General features: G+C 59.2%; 13 protein-coding genes. 4 read left to right on the top strand and 9 right to left on the bottom strand.

Annotated features, from left to right (window positions below; genetic code table 11):
- Position 1: 1 nt before the first annotated feature.
- The 5 genes from FJ964_RS24525 to FJ964_RS24505 are packed head-to-tail and all read right to left on the bottom strand — an operon-like array spanning position 2 to position 4,901.
- On the bottom strand, positions 2-1,012 hold the full coding sequence (locus tag FJ964_RS24525) for a thiamine pyrophosphate-dependent dehydrogenase E1 component subunit alpha (protein WP_140552784.1): 1,011 nt from the start codon (positions 1,010-1,012) through the stop codon (positions 2-4).
- Complete coding sequence (locus FJ964_RS24520) at positions 1,009-2,184, bottom strand: DegT/DnrJ/EryC1/StrS aminotransferase family protein (protein ID WP_140552783.1); 1,176 nt, start codon at positions 2,182-2,184, stop codon at positions 1,009-1,011. The genes FJ964_RS24525 and FJ964_RS24520 overlap by 4 nt, the downstream gene beginning before the upstream one ends.
- A gap of 22 nt (positions 2,185-2,206) precedes the next feature.
- A complete protein-coding gene (locus FJ964_RS24515) occupies positions 2,207-2,884 on the bottom strand; it encodes a PIG-L deacetylase family protein (protein WP_140498445.1) in 678 nt (225 codons plus the stop codon).
- On the bottom strand, positions 2,881-3,543 hold the full coding sequence (locus FJ964_RS24510) for a sugar transferase (RefSeq protein WP_140552782.1): 663 nt from the start codon (positions 3,541-3,543) through the stop codon (positions 2,881-2,883). Before FJ964_RS24510 ends, FJ964_RS24515 begins: the two co-directional genes overlap by 4 nt.
- The gene (locus FJ964_RS24505) at positions 3,540-4,901 is read right to left on the bottom strand and encodes a polysaccharide biosynthesis/export family protein (protein ID WP_140552781.1); all 1,362 of its coding nucleotides are present in this window, start codon (positions 4,899-4,901) and stop codon (positions 3,540-3,542) included. Before FJ964_RS24505 ends, FJ964_RS24510 begins: the two co-directional genes overlap by 4 nt.
- A 218-nt stretch (positions 4,902-5,119) precedes the next feature.
- Here FJ964_RS24505 and FJ964_RS24500 point away from each other — a divergent pair, with 218 nt between their 5' ends.
- Both FJ964_RS24500 and FJ964_RS24495 read left to right on the top strand, forming a co-directional pair.
- Positions 5,120-6,265, top strand: a complete 1,146-nt coding sequence (locus tag FJ964_RS24500; protein WP_181172605.1) for a glycosyltransferase — start codon at positions 5,120-5,122, stop codon at positions 6,263-6,265.
- A 9-nt stretch (positions 6,266-6,274) separates the two neighbouring features.
- On the top strand, positions 6,275-7,462 hold the full coding sequence (locus FJ964_RS24495) for a glycosyltransferase family 4 protein (protein ID WP_224713187.1): 1,188 nt from the start codon (positions 6,275-6,277) through the stop codon (positions 7,460-7,462).
- Between the two features lie 36 nt (positions 7,463-7,498).
- On the opposite strand, the gene FJ964_RS24490 is transcribed toward FJ964_RS24495, so the two are convergent.
- A complete protein-coding gene (locus FJ964_RS24490; RefSeq protein WP_181172604.1) occupies positions 7,499-9,796 on the bottom strand; it encodes a polysaccharide biosynthesis tyrosine autokinase in 2,298 nt (765 codons plus the stop codon).
- A gap of 282 nt (positions 9,797-10,078) precedes the next feature.
- Here FJ964_RS24490 and FJ964_RS24485 point away from each other — a divergent pair, with 282 nt between their 5' ends.
- Complete coding sequence (locus tag FJ964_RS24485) at positions 10,079-11,419, top strand: O-antigen ligase family protein (RefSeq protein WP_140552778.1); 1,341 nt, start codon at positions 10,079-10,081, stop codon at positions 11,417-11,419.
- Between the two features lie 103 nt (positions 11,420-11,522).
- Here the strand turns inward: FJ964_RS24485 and FJ964_RS24480 are convergent, their stop codons facing one another.
- Both FJ964_RS24480 and FJ964_RS24475 read right to left on the bottom strand, forming a co-directional pair.
- Positions 11,523-12,977, bottom strand: coding sequence for a hypothetical protein (locus FJ964_RS24480; RefSeq protein WP_140552777.1), 1,455 nt, complete (start codon positions 12,975-12,977; stop codon positions 11,523-11,525).
- A gap of 20 nt (positions 12,978-12,997) precedes the next feature.
- Entirely contained in the window at positions 12,998-15,154 is a 2,157-nt protein-coding gene (locus FJ964_RS24475) for a nucleoside-diphosphate sugar epimerase/dehydratase (RefSeq protein ID WP_140552776.1), read from the bottom strand.
- A 437-nt stretch (positions 15,155-15,591) separates the two neighbouring features.
- Here FJ964_RS24475 and FJ964_RS24470 point away from each other — a divergent pair, with 437 nt between their 5' ends.
- Complete coding sequence (locus tag FJ964_RS24470; protein ID WP_140552775.1) at positions 15,592-16,470, top strand: sulfotransferase domain-containing protein; 879 nt, start codon at positions 15,592-15,594, stop codon at positions 16,468-16,470.
- A 98-nt stretch (positions 16,471-16,568) separates the two neighbouring features.
- Here FJ964_RS24470 and FJ964_RS24465 read toward each other — a convergent pair whose 3' ends face one another.
- On the bottom strand, positions 16,569-18,767 hold the full coding sequence (locus FJ964_RS24465; protein ID WP_140552774.1) for an acyltransferase family protein: 2,199 nt from the start codon (positions 18,765-18,767) through the stop codon (positions 16,569-16,571).
- Between the last annotated feature and the right edge of the window lie 116 nt (positions 18,768-18,883).

The raw sequence follows: 18,883 nt of genomic DNA, 5'->3' as shown, positions 1-18,883 counted from the left end.
ATCAGCCCCGCGCCAAGGCGGCCACGGCGGCGGATTCGACCGCGCGGTCCACGACATTCAGGCAGTAGGCGTCGATCTCATCGGCGTTCGCAACGCGCTGGCGCATCGGAGGTATGGGATCTCTGGCTCGAGCTTGCTCAAGACGCTCCGCCGGCCTTGTATCATCTCCCTTGCTGTGCGGGCCGATCCGTTCGGTTCGCAAGTAGAGCCAGCAAGGGCGGGATTCGGCGCGTACATAGCCTATGGCTTCTTGGGCGAGCTCATATATCGCGATCGGATCGTTGCCATCATAGGCGAACGTGCGGACGCCGAACGGCTCGGCCCTGGCGACGATCGAACCGGAGACGGTCAGATGCTTGGGCGTCGTCTGGGCGATCTCGTTGTCCTCGATCACAAAGACCACCGGGGCGGCGAAAACAGACGCAAGGTTCAGGCTCTCGTATACGGCTCCCTCGCCCATCGTGCCGTCGCCGAGGAACACCACTGCGACGGCGCCCTCGTCCTTTCGCGCCAGCGCGCTGCCAACCGCGACGGGCGCGATGCCCCCTTGGATGCCATTGGAGTGGAAGTTGCGGAAGCACAGGTGCTGGCTGCCGCCACGTCCGCCGCAAATGCCGGTTACACGCCCCATGATCTCCGCTATCAGGCCTTCGACTTCACCCGAATAGGCAATGAAATGACCGTGGCAGCGGTGGTTGCTCCAGACAATGTCGCGGTCCCGGTCAAGAGCGTTTATCACGCCAACCGCATTGGCTTCCTGTCCAATGGACGTGTGCGTCGTGCCGAACAGCAGACCTTGGGAAAAAAGATCGAGCAAGCGCTCCTCCACGAGCCGGATGAGCATCATCTGCTGATAAAATCGAACCGCGGCCGGCAGTTCGAATCCGAGCAGACTGCGTTCTGTACGGGCAAGGGTGAGGTTCCGCGCTGCTGACGACGTCACTATCTGCAGCTCTGCCAGAGAAGACGCTAGAACGTTTTCATCCTTTCTGATGGCGCGTTCCTTTGTCATGCTGCCTCGAGCTGGCGCGAAGCCGTAACAAGGATTGACCGCGCCGTCGACGCGGCAGCCATGGTCTCCTCGGTCGTCCAGGACGGGTCGACCAGAAAAGCCATACTCGTTTCACCGAGCTGCCGTGCGACCGGCAGACGTTCGGGCGGCGCTACCCCGGCGTCCGCGAAGGCATGTTCGAGATAGATCTCCGAGCAGCTTCCCGAGAAGCACGGGACGCCGGCCGCATTGATGGCCGCGATCAACTCGTCGCGCGACCATCCGGGAGACAGCAGCTCGGGCTTGATGTAGAAATAGCATCGGTACCAGGCATGCTTATGCTCCGAACCGAGCTGGGGCGCGCGCAGCATCGGCAATTCAGCAAGCGCCTTTATCCAGATGTTGGCATTTCGCTCGCGTTGGCGAGTCCAATCGGGCAGGCGTTCGAGCTGCCGCAAGCCAAGCACTGCCTGGATTGATGTCATGCGCCAGTTGGTGCCGATGCTGTCATGCAGCCAGCGAAACCCTGTCGCCCTATGGGGGGCAAAGACCAGATCGTAGTTCTTGCCGTGGTCCTTGAGGCTCCAGGCAGCGAGCCACAATTTCTTGTCGTCCATTGCGACAAGTCCACCTTCGCCGCCCGTCGTGATGATCTTGTCCTGGCAGAACGAGAACGCCGCTATGTCGCCGAAGGAGCCAATCGGTCGTCCGTTGTATTCGGCTCCATGCGCCTGGGCACAATCTTCGATGACTTTTATGCCGCTGCGCTTTGCGAGTTCCATGATCGGCGCCATATCGCACGGCCAGCCGGCAATATGCACGACGATCACTGCCTTTGTTCGAGCCGTTATCTTCGGCGCAATCGTCTCGGCGGAAAGGTTGCCAGAACTCGGGTCGACATCCGCGAAGACAGGCGTGGCGCCGGCAAACATGACGCAGGCGGCGGAGGCGACGAAACTGCGGGGCGTGACGATCACCTCGTCGCCGGCGCCGATGTGGAGGATCTTCATCGCAAGATCCAGCGCGAGCGAGCCGTTGGCCAGCGCCACCGCGTGACGTCGGCCGAGGCTGCGCGCATAGGCGCGTTCGAAGGTCTTCACATGGTCGCCGGTCCAGGCGTTCACCTGGCCGGATCGCAAAACCTCTACCACATCGGTTATTTGTTCTTCGTCGTAGATTGGCCAGCGTTTCATCGCAGAATACTCCAGCTAGGATTCAAATGACGTTTCGCAGAAGGACAAAGGCCTCGGCAGCCCTCAGATGGGCGGCGGTGCCCCTGACGATCGCAAGCGCCCGCAAGGTTTCGATCGAACGCTCGTGCGGGAAATCTCTGATCTGTGAGGCGAACATCGACGCAGCTTCGAGTTTGCGGTCCAGCGTCGATGCGATGTCTATGAAGACGTTCGGCACGAAGCTCGGCGTCACATAGGGCGCATTCCAGTTCGTTTCGGAGACGGTCTCATAAGCCATGATCGTCCGCGGATATTGAGATTGGGTCGGGCGAGCGGCTACCAGCGATGACAGGAAGATCAACTGGTGGTCCATGTGCACATCACCGACGAAGGGGATGAGCAACGTATCCGGCACGACATCCCGCAACAGGGTCAGCAGCGCCCTGTTGAGCGTCGCGTGCGGCGTTTCGGCGATCTGCGCTGCCGGCAGATCAAGCCAATGCGTCTGTTGCACGCCCAAACAGGCATGCGCCGCCTTGGCCTCGCTGCGAACCCGCTCCGTCATCTCCTCTGTGAAGGCGGGCGGGCTGCCTCGCGTAACCACTGCGACATGAACTTCTGCGCCTTGCGCAGCCATCCGGGCTATCGTGCCGCCACACCCCAGGACCTCATCATCAGGATGCGGTGCGATCACCAGAAGTCGACCGAGTGCTGGGTTCATGGCCGGACCGTCCCGGCAGGCATAGCCTTCAAAGCATGGTCGACATGGCGGCGATCGACGCGTTCGCCCAACAGTGCCACTTGGACAGTCAGAACCAGTATGTGCAGATCGAGCCACAGGCTGCGGTTGCGCACATACCAGAGGTCGAGCGCCAGTTTTTCGCTGTTGGTGAGGCGGGTATTGCCGTTCACCTGTGCCCATCCAGACAGGCCGGGGCGGACCGTGCCGCGAATACGCCCAAGCTCGCCGAATTCGGCGATGGTGGCCGGGAGCAACGGACGGGGCCCCATGAAGGCCATGTCCCCCCTGGCTATCGAGAGAAGCTGCGGCAGCTCATCGATACGGACGGAGCGCATCAGCCGCGTGGCCGGCGTCTCACGCAAGGCGTCGGGGAGCAGCATGCCGTTCCCGTCTCGCCCCTCGTGCATCGTACGAAACTTGCAGATCACGAACGGGCGACCTTCCAGCCCGCTGCGAGACTGGCGGAAAAACAGCGGACGGCCAATGTTCGCCCAGACAAGGACAGCAGCCACCAGCCATAGCGGCAGGCTGAGAACCAAAAGGACCACCGCGGCGATACGGCTTGGTATGGCCCGGCCAGGCGGAACGCGCGCAGTCCAGCCGCCGGAACGTGCTGTCGGGGTGCTGAGGCCGATCATTGCGACGGTCCGACCTGGACGGAAGAGGTCGTCGCCAAGGTAGTGGCTGAACGGCTTGTCGCGTCCTGGGCGCTGTCCAGGCGGTTTATTGACACCAGGATCGTATCTCCGGCCGCAACCGGATCGTCGAGGGTCGCCACCTTTGTGGCGGTCTGGCCATTTACCTTGCGGCGGATCTGGTAGGTGAACGTGATGGAGTTGTTGCTGCGTGTCTGCTCCGCGGCCAGTGAGCTCAACAGCAGGATCTGTTCCTCGGTCGATTCTCGAACCGCGATCAGGCGTTCGATTTCAGAGTTGTGGGCCTGGAGATCCGTCAGCGCCGTGTGTGTCCAGGTCTGGGTGGCGTCATCCAGGTCGCGCTGCAACTGGCTCAATTCGCGGCGCACCGTCGATGCCTGATTGTAGATCTCAAGCAGATGAGATTGCTGCGTGGTCGCTTCGCGCTCGGCGTTCGAGAGGTCTGTGATTGTGACGAGACCTTTCTTGTTGAGGCCCCTGATGCGGTCGAGATCCGCCTGTGCCGAAGCGATCACCGTCTTTTGTATGTCCGAAAGCTGTTGAACATTGGCGAGGGCAACATTCACTTCTTCGATCCCCGCAGAGAGCTGCTTGCGACGTGTGGTCAGCGCTTGTTGATCTGCTTCAAGGATGCGCTGCTCGGTAGGAAGCAGCGTCGCGAGCAGGTTGGCATTCATCAGCCCCTTGATCTTGGCTGGCAGATCCAGTTCCGAGATCTTATCGCTGTTTGCCAACTGGGCCTTGATGCGCGCAGCGGCGACCGCCTCCTTGGCGATCTCCACCACGCTTTCATCAAGAGCTCCGCGCAACCGGGCGCGTGTTACGACGCGATCCTCCGCCGTGGCTCCCCCGGTCGACTGGCCGCCCGCAAGCGCCACCGCCTGCTCCACATTCAGTGCCGGCTGGTAAGGAAATGAGCCCGGCGCCTTGACATCCCCAAGGACGAAGATCGGGCGGAAGCTCACCACCGCAAGGGCTATATGCGGGTCATTGAAGAGTTCACGCGCGATGAATGCTTTACGGATCCGACTCAAGGCGTCGGGTACCGTCAGGCCGCCGACTTCAAAGCTGCCGATCAGCGGAATGTTGATCGCGCCATCGCTGGCGACCGTGAGTTGTTCGGCAGGAAGCGCGTCGTCGATGAAGTCAAACGACACCACATCGCCGACCGAAAGCTTGTAATCATCGTCCGCCGCGGCCCAGGCATCAAGCTGGGAAATCAGAATCGCTGCAACCGCAAGGATCGCAATACCGGCGGATCCCAGTGCTTTCGCAAGGAATGTACTGGTCCATGCGCCTGTCGATCGCCTGCTCCGCGCCGCATTGCAATAAGATGCCATGGAAGCCCACCATAGAATTTTCCTGCAAAGACCCTAGCGACACCTGCGCGAGGACAATGAGTCATACCTTTGGTGGAGCGGTGACAACCTTCGGTCTGGTTCCCACCTAATTTGGCTAACTGGATGTCGGCTGCAACCAACGTATGGTGCGGCTGGATACTGTCGGATGATTGAATGCTTCCTCAGGGCGGAGCGTTGCAGACAGCTGGGAAGCTTGCGTGCACACAAGTGTTCTTCACACCATTACCAGTCTCGACGTCGGCGGCGCTCAGGTCATGCTTGCCCGTTTTCTTGGCCAGGTCGACCAAAATCGCTTCTCGACTTCAGTTCTGTCCCTGCTTTCACCCGGTCCGGTGGCTGCAAACGTAGAATATACAAGATCGGGGCTCGTTTCGCTCGGCATGACGGAACGGCCGCGACCGCGCGATGTCGTTCGGCTGACGCGGTCGATAAGACGGGCGGCGCCCGATCTTCTTCACGGATGGATGTATCACGGCAACGTCGCGGCAACGCTCGGCTCGATGCTGGGGCTCAATTTCTCGCCGGTCATCTGGAGCATCCATCACACGGTTCGAGATCTAGCCGACGAGAAACCGTTGACGCGCCAATTGATACGGCTCTCGGCCCGCCTGTCGAGGCGCACCAGCGCGATCTCATATTGCTCGCGCGTCGCCGCCGATGATCACGAGCGCCTGGGCTTTGATCCGCGCCGGAGGGCGGTTATCCCGAACGGGACGGACTGCGATCAATTTTCCCCCTCGGTCCACGCCGGTGCGAAACTGCGCCGCCTGTTCGGCTTGCCGCCCGGACGGCTGATGATCGGCCATGTGGCACGCTTCCATCCCATGAAGGACCAGGTCAGCCTGGTCCGCGCCATCAGCCGGCTCCTGGAGCAGGGATACGACGTTCAGGGCATATTTATCGGGGAGGGACATGCCGACGGCCCCGTGCGGCGCACCGCCCGTGAGCTCGGCATAGACGACCGCATTACCACGCCGGGCATCCGCGCTGACATCGCCGACCTCATGCCGGGCTTCGATGTCTACGCGCTTTGCTCGGCCTGGGGCGAGGCATTTTCCCTTGCCGTAGGCGAGGCGATGGCCAGCGGCGTGCCGGCGGTGGTTACCGCGGTCGGCGACTCTGGCTGGCTGGTCGGCGACAGCGGCGTGGTCGTTCCACCGGGAGACAGTGAAGCACTGGCCGCCGGATTGATCAGGCTTGTCAGCCTTGAACCGGCCGAGCGCCGCGCCCTGGGTCAACAAGCGCGTCGTCGCATCATGGAGAACTTCTCGCTTTCCCTTTACGTCGGCCGGCACCTGGAACTCTACGAAGCAGCTCTAGGGCGTCGTCGCCATATCCGATAGGAGCGGCTGATGGTTGCTGTGCACATGAATGGTCGAGACTCTCCTCGCGCCCCTATGGACTATGCGATGCGTCGCAAGCGCATCGTCGTCATTGCGAGCCTGACGCGTTCGCTTGTCAACTTTCGTCTCGAATTGTTGAAGGCCATGGTCGCTGCCGGGCATGATGTCATCGCGCTCGCCCCCGACGAAGATGAGCGGGCGATCGCCGGGCTCAAGGCAATTGGCGTGACCTTCCGACAGATTCCGATGGCCAGGACGGGTACCAGTCCGCTGGCCGATTTGCGAACGCTCAAGGCGCTTTACAAGCTCATCCGCGGCTTGGCGCCCGAAATCGTCCTGGCGTATACGATGAAGCCGATCATCTATGGTGGATTGGCTGCCCGCCTTGCCCGTGTACCGCGCCGGTTTGCGCTCTTTACAGGCTTCGGCTTCATATTCAGCGGCAGCATCACGGGACTGCGCGCAACTGTCTTGCGCCGGTTGAGTATTGGTCTCTACCGCTCGGCGCTGGTCGGCTGCGAAGCAGTTTTCGCTTACAATGAAGCCGACGCTTCCGACATCCGGCGCCATGGGATGGTTTCTGCGACGACGCCGGTGATCATGATCCCGGGTTCAGGAGTGGACCTGACGCTGTTTGCCGCAAGCCGCCCACCTTCAGGGCCTCCCGTCTTCCTTCTGATCGCTCGCTTGCTACGCGAAAAGGGAATTGCCGAGTTTGCTGCCGCCGCGCGTATCCTGAAGACCAAGTATCGCGCTGCACGCTTTCAGATTCTCGGGCCCTTCGATCCGAGCCCCCTCTCCATCTCGAAAGCCGAAATGGACCAGTGGACCAAGGAAGGTGCCGTCGAATATCTCGGCGAAACACACGACGTCGGTCCCTATTTGACCGCGTCCACCGTGTTCGTGTTGCCGTCCTATTACAGGGAGGGCATTCCTCGCAGCGCGCTGGAAGCCTTGTCGACCGGCCGGCCGATAATCACGACCAACGCCCCTGGCTGTCAAGAAACGGTGATCGAGGGCGAGAACGGTTTCCGGGTCGAGCCGCGAGACGTGGAAGCTCTCGCCTCGGCGCAGCGGGCTTTTCTCGACGATGAGGAACTCGCCGCAAAAATGGGTGCCAACTCAAGAAAGCTCGCGGAAGACCGGTTCGATGTTCACAAGGTGAACCAAACCCTGCTCGAGGCGATGGGAATATAGTCGGCCGCGCCCGATCGGCCGCGCGGCCGATGGCGGTCAAGCGGGAAAATAACGACGAATCTGCTGCCGTTTCAAATAGGCTTTCCGCAGGGCACCACGGGCCTGTCGGAAGGGGTCGACGCGGTTGAACACCCAGCCGATCGACGGGCCGCCAGCGAACCGCAGGCGCTCGACAACCTGGGCGAGAGCTTCTTGCGTGGTGTTGTCGCACGCGGCCACGACCACGACAGTGTCCACCGAGGCGGCAATCCTGATAGCGTCTTCGACGACGAGCACAGGCGGCGCGTCGATGATCACCACGTCGTATTCCAGCCGGAACGCCTCCAGCAATTTCGCGAATTGGCTGGAATTGAGGAATTCAGGCAAGGTCTGGTCGTCGGCAGATGGCGCCAGCACATCCAGTCGCGGAACTTCAGGAAGCGTCTGAACGATCTCCGCCAGGGTGCAACCACCATGTAGGTAGTCGTTGAGTGTCTTGTCGGCGGGCCCAAACTCCATGGCGCTATGGATGCTGCGGGTTCGCAAATCCAGATCGATCAGCGCTGTCAGGGCGCCGTCCATTCCAGCTGCCACGGCGAGGCCCATGGCCGTCGTTGTTTTGCCTTCCTGCGGTAGTCCTGAGCTGACCAGGATCACCTGTTTGCTCCGGCCACCGTTCATCCGGGTGCAGGCCATGTACAGCGACCGGAAGGCATCGGAGAAGGCCGACCGCGGTTGCGACAACAAGGTTTCAAGAGGGGGCGTGGCGCGTTGCAGGAACTTCTTGGGCAGTTGCGGAATCGATGCCAGCAGTGGCGCACGGATAAGCTTCGATACCCGTTGTGACTCGCGTATTCTCACATCCATGCTTTCAAGCGTCAGCACAAGGATCAGGGCTAGGATCAGCGACGCGGCGAAACCGCCCGCCGTCATCAAACGAAGTTTGGGAAAGGAAGGGCTCGTCGGAATCTCGGCGGCGGAAACCGTCCGCACGCCGGGCTCGACCGCCTCGGAAAACGGATCGAGGCTGCCAAGTCTGCCTGACACGAGGTCGTAGAGCTTCTGCTCGGTCGACAATTGGTTGTTCAGTTCCCGGAGCTTCGCTTCCGCCAGGCTCCTTTGCCGCAGTTGCTCGTTGGACTCCTCCAAAGTCTTCGCGAGTTGGTTGACCCTGCCTTCGTTGACGCGGACGTCATTTTCCAGGATTGCGATCGTACGCAGCATCTCTTGAGAGATCATCGTGCGGACGGCCGCTACTTTTGCATCCGCCTCCTGGACCAAGGGATGATTGCGCCCGTAGTTGCTGGCCAGTTGCGCGCGGTCCCTCATCGCCGTCGCTTCGTCGTTGCGCAGGGACGTCAGGAAGTCCGATGAGAGCAGGGGATCGACGTTGGCGCCCGCGTCGCCGCTCTTGGCCGCCAGCCTGACCTGGGCGAGGCGCGCCTGCGCTTGCGTGTATTCACCTCTGGCGGTGCTGAGCTGCTCGTTGCTTTGCTGGATCGAGGCGCGCAGCAGATCATCGCGCGGATCGCTGGACACGCCGTGTTCTGCCGCATACTTGGCGATCTGGCCTTCTATGGCGGCTATCCGTGACGCAAGCTCCGTCGATTGCTGCCTCAGAAAGCTAACGGCGTCCTTGATGTCCTGCCGCTTGTTGTCCCGGGACCATTCCACGAACAGTTTGGCCGTCGCATTGGCTATCAGGGCCGCCCTCGACGCGTCGTCATTGAAAAAGGAGATCGTCATCGCCGAGCTCTCTCCGGACCGGTCAACCGAAACGCTCGACAGATACGATGAGATCGCCCGATCTTGCTGAACCCCCTTCGATGGCAGCGATGCGGCATCCTGCGGGTCGGCGCCGGCGACAAGGTTCCATAGCGCTCGCGGTATCGAGACGATCAAGCCGACGGTCTGTGACAGCAGTCCAGGGCCCGAATCCGAAGGGGAAGCTCGGCTCGCGGCTGGTTTCAGATAGGTGTTGAAGTCCGGGTCCTTGATGAGGTCCAGTCTGTCGACGACCAGGCTGGCAAAGACACGAGAGGTGATCAGATCCGCCTCGGTGTCCATTCGCGACTTGTCAGGCTGTTGATTAGGCTGCGCTTGTGCGGTGTCGAGAGGATTGGGATCGTCGGATTCGACAACGATCATCGAACGAGCGGTATACGTCTTGGGAAGTTCCATGGCCGCCATGAGCGCGAGAGCGGTGCCGGTAGTTACGACCGCAAGGATTAAAGGGAGGCGCCTTCGGAAAAGCGTGTAGAGTTCGCGCGGGCCGAAAGTGCGTTCCTTCGACGGCTCGATCGGCTCTTGAAGGAATGGTTCCAGACGGCTCCACACGCTGTTGTCGTCTATCAAGCTCACAGATCCCGCCCCTTTTTGTTTTGTCTTCGACTGGTCTAATCCGGCCCTGCCACATCGGACCTGGAGGCAACCCAGCATCGAATTCGCGACTTACCGCGACGACAGTTTTAACATGGTTGTGCGGCCGCAATCGCGCTCAAGAGGCTTAGCCGCAAAGGCAACATCATCCAAAAGGATAGCGTAACCGGCCCGGGCCCTATCTTGGCAGATAGGCTGAACTGCAGGCCCAATGAGGGCTGGCGAAACGGACTCTCAAAACAGATTTCAGGAGTGAGGATGAACTACGCCAGGGCTCCTCGCCATTATTGGACAAGGCCCGGCCCCAAACCGGCCGTCACATCGTTGCCAGAGGTAGCCGAGAGACTCGGGCTTTGGTTCGCCGTGGCGTCCGTCTTTCTCACGCCCTTCAATATTCTTCGTTTTGATGCATTCTACTTTACCATCAGCGACGGCTTCGCTCTCGTGGCCGTATTTGCAGCCATGCTCGGGAAATCCTTTTCGATCTCTCCCTTGGGGGCGGGGACGTTTCTATGGAACATCGGCATCACCCTACTATGCGGGATGCTGCTGCTAAGCAGTCTGATCCTCGGAGATCCGCAGCGAGGCTTCATCATCTCGGCGCAATATCTGTACGCTTACTTTCTCCTGGCCTTCATGGTCGTGTCGAGGCCCTGGGCCGAAATCGTTCTCTTGATGAAATCATTTCTTTGCTCGATCGCCGTGATGTGTCTGCAGGGGATAGTGATAATCGACATCCTCAAGCAACGCGGCACCGTCTTTGTCAGCGGCAATGGTCGCTTCCAGGGTTGGGTGGAACGCGAGAATGAATGCGCAACGCTGATAGCGCTCTCTGTCCCGCTAATGTTGTGGCTGGTGGCGTCAGGCTGCATAAGGCCTCGCTGGCTTTGGGTCGGACTGCCGCTTTTTGGTTATGGCATTATTTTGACAGGATCCAATACCGGCCTGATCGGCCTTGTCTTTGCGGTCACCATCTTCGTGGTCGCGACGGGCTCGTGGCGCCGTATCATTTCTTTAGCTGTGACCTCGCTCGCCACATTCTTCATTGCAGTTACCTGGGGCCGCGACTTCTTGCCCGAGGTCTTCCAACGCCGCGTGCTGAATGCGCTGCAGAATGGTGACCTCGATGAGGCTGGCACGTTTGCGGACCGTATGCGGCTCATCCATGAGGCGATTGGCAAAGCGGACAATAATTCGCTGCTCGGCATCGGTGCCGACCAGTATCGGCACGTCAGCGAATTGCACGCCCCGGTTCACAACGCCTATCTCCTCATATGGGTCGAGGCAGGGCTGCCCGGATTCGTCGGTTTTCTGCTCCTGCTCGTGGCAGGCATCACCATCGCCATCCTTGCCGCTCGTAATCGTGAAGGCAGGGCATCTGCCATTTGCACGGCGACGACCGTTCTCCTCTTCGCGGCGCTGGCCAATGCGCTGCCCCACATCTACGGTCGTTTTTTTGTCGTGCCTCTGCTGCTTGGAATGGCGCCCAGTGTTGCGATTTTGCGCGACGGCCCAACTCCAAGAACGGTCGCGCGCTTTCTTCGCGGTGCTCGCCCCAAGTACGGTCGTTCGCGACCTTTCCTACGCAGGCCGATCTAAGGCCCACCAGCCGAGCTTTCCAGCTTCTACAAAAGGCTAAATCGGCGCACCGGAAGATCTTGGTCAGGATCTCCCCATGGCAAGAGCGAGCGATATGCAGAAACTATTTCGCCGGCTCTGATGCTGGCGCGGAGATGAAACGAGCGAGGGCGAACACGCCCTCGACGAAGTCTTCCCCCTCGATAAACCGGCCCTCGACCCAGCGTCCCTGGGTATCCTGACTGTCGACGAGCTGACGCACCTTCGAATTCAGTTCGCCAGCGCTCAACTCATCCGCGGCACTGATCCACAGTCGTTGACGTGAAACTCTCTGCCCCCGCTTTGCAACCTCGAGCCGAGCGAACACCGGCTCGATCTCTGCACCGGTTTTCATTCCGTAGTGTTTCAGGAGGTCCATGTCGTCGAAGGTCACTTGGCCGCCCTCATCGATGTAAAGCGGCCGGTTGGTGTTGAGTTCGTAGAAACGTGCCCAACTGCCGTCGGGCAGGCGCGCTGCCTGTAGCCAGACGGCCGCAGACGTCGCCGCGTGCAGCAACCGCGCATCCCCGTTTTGCTCGTTCAACTCGATCAGGTAATCGATATTGCCGGCGGTTTCGCGCGAGACGACCGCTGGCGGCTCAAACCTGCGCCCCCAAACCGGCTGCATGGAACGATCGTAACCCTGAGCCCAGCCCTGTTGTGGTGCGGGCAACTGGGCTGCAAGGAGAAAATCACCGACCTTCTCCGCCGTCTGGAGATATGCGGGATCATGATATGTGCGGTAGGCGTTTAGAAAGAGACGACCCATATCGCGGGGAAGATTGTCGTTGATGATGAAGTAGGGCGGACGATCAGGCTTCTGCCACTCGTGAGACCAACTGGCCGGAATACTCGCCTTGGCCGCAGCCTTTACATCCGCCCCAGGCGCGGCTCCCTTGAAGAACACTGGGAAGGCCCCATTCGGGTATTGCACCCGCATCAATCGATGAAGCGCCCTGTCGATGCAGGAACGGACGTCCGGATCCGAACCGCCGCTCGCCAGGTCGAACCACATCAGAAAATTCAGCACGCTCTGTGTGTTGTTGTCATCGAGGACAGTCTCGTTGCGTTGCGGATTATCCTTGATATCGCGACAGGTATTCCTGCCCAGCTTCAGTGCGTGGTAGCACCATGTCGCCGCCTTTTGCGGGTCGGTCTCGATCTTGTAAAACCATCCGCCGGACTCCAGCTGAGTCTTGACGAGAGCGGTTGCCACGACCTGGGCAGACTGAAGCCATTGCTTGTCGCCGGTAACCTCGAAGATGCGCAGGAACGCAGCGCCGACGGCCGGCGTACCAGGCGGCTGCACCCAGCCAACGCTCGCGGGCACGGTACCGCCTTCGCCCACCCTCTTTTGGCCGTCGAGGGAATATTTCCATACATAAGTTCCCGCTACACCGAGATGATCGCGGAAATAGGCCCCCGCAAGCTCGACCGCCTCCCGTGCCTCGGCCACTGTCGGCTGAGGTTGAGGCGCCCCGGCCAGTGCAGTACCGCACGACAGCGCGACAAACAGAGCCGAGGCAATATGCCTTAGCACGGCAGCGCTCCCGCTGGGCCTCAAGCAGCCGCCTCGTGTGGACGCGTGGTTGCCTTGGCTGAACCGAGGATCACATGGGGCACGAATGGCGCCGTCACCGCCGCCGCAGGCTTGGCTTCGTCTCTGCGGTAACTGGGAAGCATATCCGCAACAAGGTTTAACACTCCCTCAGTGTCGCCGGCCCTCGCCAAGCGACGCAATTGCGAAAATCCCTTGCGAAGCGTGTCAAGCGGCATCGCGTTGGGCACGGCGCCCAAGACTCCGGAAATCGGAACGTCGACACGTCTTTCGCTTTCGTCGAAGAGTTCCTCGAACAGCTTTTCTCCCGGCCGGCAGCCGACAATCTTTATCTTGATGTCCTCATCCGGCCGAAATCCCGCGAGCTTGATCATGCGGCGCGCCATGTCGATGATCTTGATTGGCGCACCCATGTCGAGAACGAAGATTTCGCCCTGTCCGAGTTTTTTCTCCAGACCATGGGCCGATGCCTGCAAGGTCAATTCAACCGCCTCGCGTATTGTCATGAAGAAGCGCTTCATCTCCATGTCGGTCACGGTCAGCGGACCGCCGTGGGCGAGTTGGCGCTTGAATAGCGGGATCAGCGACCCGCTTGAACCCAAAACATTGCCGAAACGAACGGTCATGAAGCGAACGGGGGTATCGCCGGCGGTAAAGGCGAGGTCCAGGGACTGGCAATAGAGTTCCGCTAGGCGCTTGGTAGCGCCCATGACACTGGTCGTGTTCACAACCTTGTCGGTGGATATCTGGACCATTGCCTTGGCGCCGCAAAGGCGAGTCGCTTCTGCCACGTTCATAGTACCGATGACGTTGGTAAGAATGCCCTCACAGGGATTCAACTCGACCATCGGCACATGTTTGAGTGCCGCCGCGTGGAAGACCAGGTCGACGCGATGGCGTCGGAAAATCTCCCCCAGGCGAACAGGGTCGCGTACGTCGCAGATATATGGCTTCCGGCGCACATTCGGGAATTTCTCCGCCAACTCCAGATCGATGGCGTACAGATTGTACTCGCTGTTATCGATCAGGACCACTTCGGTGGGACCGAGCGCGGCAATCTGCTGCGTGAGCTCTCCACCGATCGAGCCTCCGGCCCCGGTGACGACGATGCGCCTGTTTTCGATCATTCGGGACAACGCATCTTTATCAAGAACCGCCTGCGGCCTCTCCAGCAGGTCGGTAAGTTCGATCGGGCGCAAGTCGAAGCGACTCTGATATTTAGGATTGCGCAGCTCCAGGACGGGGGCGGGGCGAGAGACAGCGATGCCCAGACGGTCGGCCCGGTCGATCAGCGCTTCAAGCGTCGGGTCGACGAGGCCAGGCACTCTTTCGGTGAAAATCACGTGGCGGGGCTTGATGCCGCGACCTTCCAGATCGCCGATGACCATGTCGAAGTCTTCGATGCTGCCCAGAACCGGCACGCCGCGCAGGAAATAGCCCTCTGTCGTTGCGCCATTGTCGAGCACGCCGACCGGCCAATGGCGTGCATTCGGATCCCGCTGCAGCGCGCGAATATAAAGATCGGCCGCATCGCCTGCACCGATCAGCAGCACAGGGACCACGTCGCGTCCGTTTCTCGCTCTGTTCGCAGTCGGACCAAAGCGGCTTAGCTCAACGAGCTTGGAGCGGATGCGAACCGAAATAAGCAGCGGCACGAGCAACAGAAACTGGATCACTATCACCGAGCGCGGAATCGAATCGAGCCGTGTAGCCACAAACATCAGGAACACGAAGGCCAGCGATGTGACGAATGCCGCGCGAACGATACCGAGCATGTCGCCGACGGAAGCATATCGCCAGTTGCGGGTGTAGAGGCAAGTCACCGGGAAGACCACGGCGCATGTAAGCAGGAAGCAAGGGAGTGCGAAGAGCAACGAAGCGTGGCTTTCCGGACCGGTGAATTCTCCATCAAGGCCCAATCGCATGAATGAAGCAAACGACAGTGCCGCCAGCGCCAGGGCCAGGTCGATGATGTAGAGATGAAGGTTCTTGCCAACGGCCTTGGCGCGCCCGGTCACCCGCCGGCGCAAGTACGACAGCACATGAACAATTGTGCGCGGCTTGCTGACGAGACGGCCGAGAGCGATTGCAGTGGCCAGCAAAAGGGATTGGCCTCCCAGTGGACTGATTGCCTCAAACGGCTGATCTGACTGGCTCATTCTAGACCTCGACAAAGCTTAGCCGCCGCGCTCCAAGAGAGCACGTTAAGAGACGCGGCTGTTTGAACTCGCAGGCACAAATCCGTGCCTGCCAGTCCCTTGCTCAATCAAGAACAGGTTGGCCTGCAATCGTTCGGATTCGAGGCTACGATCTTATCGCTGCTATGGGGCGCTTTACCCGCTTTCTAAGCAACACATGCTTTTGTGCATGGGGGGACTATCGGAACTGCAAGCGGACTTTGCCGCGTTAATCCAAAGAGGTACTCCCACCAGTCCGGGCCAGCCAGCTAGCTAGGTCTCGCTGCACCAATGCAATGGCTTACAATGGCGGAGATTAAAATGGTCGCTTGAGTTTCGGTACGGCGGTCCCGTTCTTCGGGCACTTCATTATCGGCGACGCTAATGCGCCAAGCTCACGCTAGCAGAGGAAGCTTTCTATGCTCGGACAGTTGAAGAACAATCTTCGCGACGCTACCTTTTTCCTTGGCGAAGCCGTCGTTCCAAAGAAAATACGTTACTCGGGTCCCCTGGGAGCGTTGCGCCGCCAGATGATCTTTTGGTCGCGGGACTCCTTTGTGCTTTCATACCCGAAATGCGGTCGAACGTGGCTGCGCACCATGGTTGGCCGCGTCATCGACAAACACTACGGCCTTAACCTGCAGAATCCCATGGAAATCCAGCATTTCTGGAAGATCTCGTCGAATATCCCTTGCATTGGCTTTTCTCACGACGACAGTCCAAACCTTAAGCGTCCCAGCGAAATACAGGCCGATAAGTCAAGATATTCGGGAAAAAAGATCCTATTTCTGGTTCGTGATCCGAGAGACGTGCTTGTTTCATATTATTTTGACGCAACGCACCGAATGAAGGTGTTTGACGGGACGATCAATGAGTTTCTGGCCCAGGATGTCGGCGGCATTGATTCCATCATAGCGTTCTACAACGCCTGGGCGCACAACCGCGACAAGGTGAAGGCATTTCAAATGCTGTCCTACGAACATATGCGCCAAGCTCCAAAATCGGCGCTTCGCACGGCGCTGGATTTTCTGGGCATTCAGGGCGTGCCGGAAACGATCCTCGATGAGGCGACAACCTTTGGCTCTTTCGAGAATTTGCGAAAGATCGAAATGGCAGACGCTTTCGGTCACGAAAGAATGCGCCCGACGGACCAGTCGAACCCCGACAGTTTTAAGGTGCGGCGGGGTAAAATTGGCGGTTATGTCGACTATTTCAACAGAGACGAGATCGCTTACATGGATGAGAGAATTGCCAGCTCTTTGGACCCGTATTTCGAAATATACCACCGCAAGGCATAGCGTCGAGCTCTACTGCAAGGGGCAGCCCTTGTCGCTTCCGTGCTGGGCCGTCGCATAAGGCTTCCCCCTCGAAAAAGTCCACGGCTCTCCTTCGTCTGTCATCGGTCATTTCCCCACCGTGCTTTGATGGCGTCCATGATCAAAACGTTGAGCTTGGACGCGCCGGTCTCGCTGAGATGGTTGTCGTCCCGATAAAAAATCTGAGAGCCTCGATTGGCGAAACAGCGCAGTTGATCGCAGAAGGCCTTCTCCGGATATACACGCACGAGATTTGGATCGGATCCGACATTATCGTATAATTCGTATGTCCGTTGCGTTCGCCGGCGGAAATCCCCATAGGAAACCGAAATCGGTTCCGCCTGCATATAAGCTGCAGGATCGTTCTGGCGTCTGGCCCGCATGAGAAGTACCTGCGGGACGTTCCAACCCATCTCCGGGACTGGATAGACTAAGACAACCTTCACCCCGCGCTCCAGAAGTGTGTTTATGGTGTGGGAAATGGCCGTGGCGACCGCAGCCGGATCGGCGGGCCCGGTTTCACCCAGCTTGGCCAAATGCGGGTGATCGTCGCCCGGCTCGACTCCCCCCTCGCCATTGTCATAACGGCTCTGCTCCACGAGAATGGGGAGACGCCACAAGAGCACGGCTATCGGCCGCTTCAGCTTGCCTATGTAGTCGAGCCTCTTGTCATTGTAGTCGCCTGGACAACCCGGTTGGTCCACGTCAACCCTTTGCAAACCCAGGAGAAATACGCAGCCGCCTCGATTGAGCGGTGTGAACGAGGCGATATCTCGGTAGTCGTCGAGGCTGTCTCGCATCGGACCAAGCAGAGTGCGGGCGTGAGAGTCACCTAAACTAACAAGAGCATAGCCCTCGGGGTTAGAGCCATGAAAGGTACAAGGGCCCTGTTCAGGCGCAAAGTTGAGACAGCTCTTCCCGTTCTGAAAAATCTGAGCCTCGCGAATATCGGATGCAGCGGCAATCGGGGCAAGGCCGTCCGCAAAACGGCTTGGCATGCCATTCTGGACATACCAGTAGTATCCGCCGCCGCTGAGTAGTACGGCCCCTAGTGAGGCAATCAGCCATATAACGGGCTTGCTGGTTCGCTTTCTGCTGCGGGTCGGCATCTCAACGAAGCGGTAAGTCGCAATGGCAAGTATAACAGATATCAAAATCCAACAAAGTACCATCGTGCCATCGACAGAATTGGTCGCACTCATTCTGCCGAAAGCAAATATCGGCTGGTGCCAAAGATAGAGAGAATATGATATCAGGCCGACAAATACAAACGGTTGGGAGGAAAGCGCTCGTGTAATGGGATCGCCGTGCCCTGTATACCAGATAAGCAATGCCGTTCCTGCAACCGGGATCAGCGTTACAAGTCCTGGGTGGTGCCACTGCGGTCTCATCAACGGCACCGCGCAGATCAGGAGCACCAAACCGACCGCAGGCGCGACTCGTGAAGAGCGCATCGACACAAGCCGGCCGCCAGTCAATTCGCGTCTTGCCAGAAACACCCCCAACCCTAGTTCCCAGATTCGAGGCGGCAGTAGAAAAAAAGATGCATCCGGAAAATGCCTTGTCATCCACTCCGCAAGAATGAACGAAACGACGAGCCCAAGGCACAGGATGGGGGTTAAAAACCTCCGAGCATATTTCCACACCAGTAGGAGAAAGCAGGGGAAGATCAGGTAGAACTGTTCTTCGACTCCCAAGCTCCATGTATGAATTAACGGACGAAAAAGATTGTCGGCTGCGTCGTAGCTCGCAACATGCCAGAAATATAGATTGGAAGCTGAAAAGATGGTTGCAAAAAGGCTCGCCGAATAGTCTCTGAAGGCGCTCGGCAGCATATATAGCCAAGCGAATGGGATCGTTACCGCTAAGACGGTATACAGAGCAGGTAAGATCCGTCTCGCGCGACGCTCGTAAAAGTTGGCGAACGAGAAAGTCCCCTCCATGACTTCCCGCTGTACAATCGAGCCAATCAGATAGCCGCTAATAACAAAAAAGACATCAACGCCAATAAAACCGCCGGCAAAGGGGTCAAGGCCCGCGACGCGAAGCCCTGAATGGTAGAGAATCACCAGAACGACTGCGATCGCCCTCAGGCCGTCAATTTCGCGGCGATATCCAACTTGACCGGCCCGGGTCGTGGCAACGATCCCACTCTGGGTAGCTGCCGTGTCTTGGTTCGCATTGCGAGCAGGATGATGGGCTTCGTACGGCAGACCTCGATCCATGCCGGGGGAACCATATATCAATGGCGCAGCTGACTTTTCGCGAAACTCACTCATGTCAAAGGAGGCCCTTCCCTTGGATGCGTCTATCAAGATACCGGCGTGCTGACGCCCGGATCGGCCTGAAGCTGCTGCTGCAGCCAGGTCGTCGTGCTTCTTGCGGCTCCGATGAC

It is taken from the genome of Mesorhizobium sp. B2-3-2 (assembly GCF_006442295.1).
Lineage (GTDB): Bacteria > Pseudomonadota > Alphaproteobacteria > Rhizobiales > Rhizobiaceae > Mesorhizobium.
This window is presented reverse-complemented; position numbering and strand designations above follow the sequence as displayed.

Excerpts from the sequence above, each read along its gene's own strand:
- FJ964_RS24515 (WP_140498445.1), bottom strand. The coding sequence starts at position 2,884 with ATGAACCCAGCACTCGGTCGACTTCTGGTGATCGCACCGCATCCTGAT.
- FJ964_RS24485 (WP_140552778.1), top strand. The coding sequence starts at position 10,079 with ATGAACTACGCCAGGGCTCCTCGCCATTATTGGACAAGGCCCGGCCCC.
- FJ964_RS24505 (WP_140552781.1), bottom strand. The coding sequence starts at position 4,901 with ATGGCATCTTATTGCAATGCGGCGCGGAGCAGGCGATCGACAGGCGCA.
- FJ964_RS24470 (WP_140552775.1), top strand. The coding sequence starts at position 15,592 with ATGCTCGGACAGTTGAAGAACAATCTTCGCGACGCTACCTTTTTCCTT.
- FJ964_RS24475 (WP_140552776.1), bottom strand. The coding sequence starts at position 15,154 with ATGAGCCAGTCAGATCAGCCGTTTGAGGCAATCAGTCCACTGGGAGGC.
- FJ964_RS24525 (WP_140552784.1), bottom strand. The coding sequence starts at position 1,012 with ATGACAAAGGAACGCGCCATCAGAAAGGATGAAAACGTTCTAGCGTCT.
- FJ964_RS24510 (WP_140552782.1), bottom strand. The coding sequence starts at position 3,543 with ATGATCGGCCTCAGCACCCCGACAGCACGTTCCGGCGGCTGGACTGCG.
- FJ964_RS24495 (WP_224713187.1), top strand. The coding sequence starts at position 6,275 with ATGGTTGCTGTGCACATGAATGGTCGAGACTCTCCTCGCGCCCCTATG.
- FJ964_RS24465 (WP_140552774.1), bottom strand. The coding sequence starts at position 18,767 with ATGAGTGAGTTTCGCGAAAAGTCAGCTGCGCCATTGATATATGGTTCC.
- FJ964_RS24520 (WP_140552783.1), bottom strand. The coding sequence starts at position 2,184 with ATGAAACGCTGGCCAATCTACGACGAAGAACAAATAACCGATGTGGTA.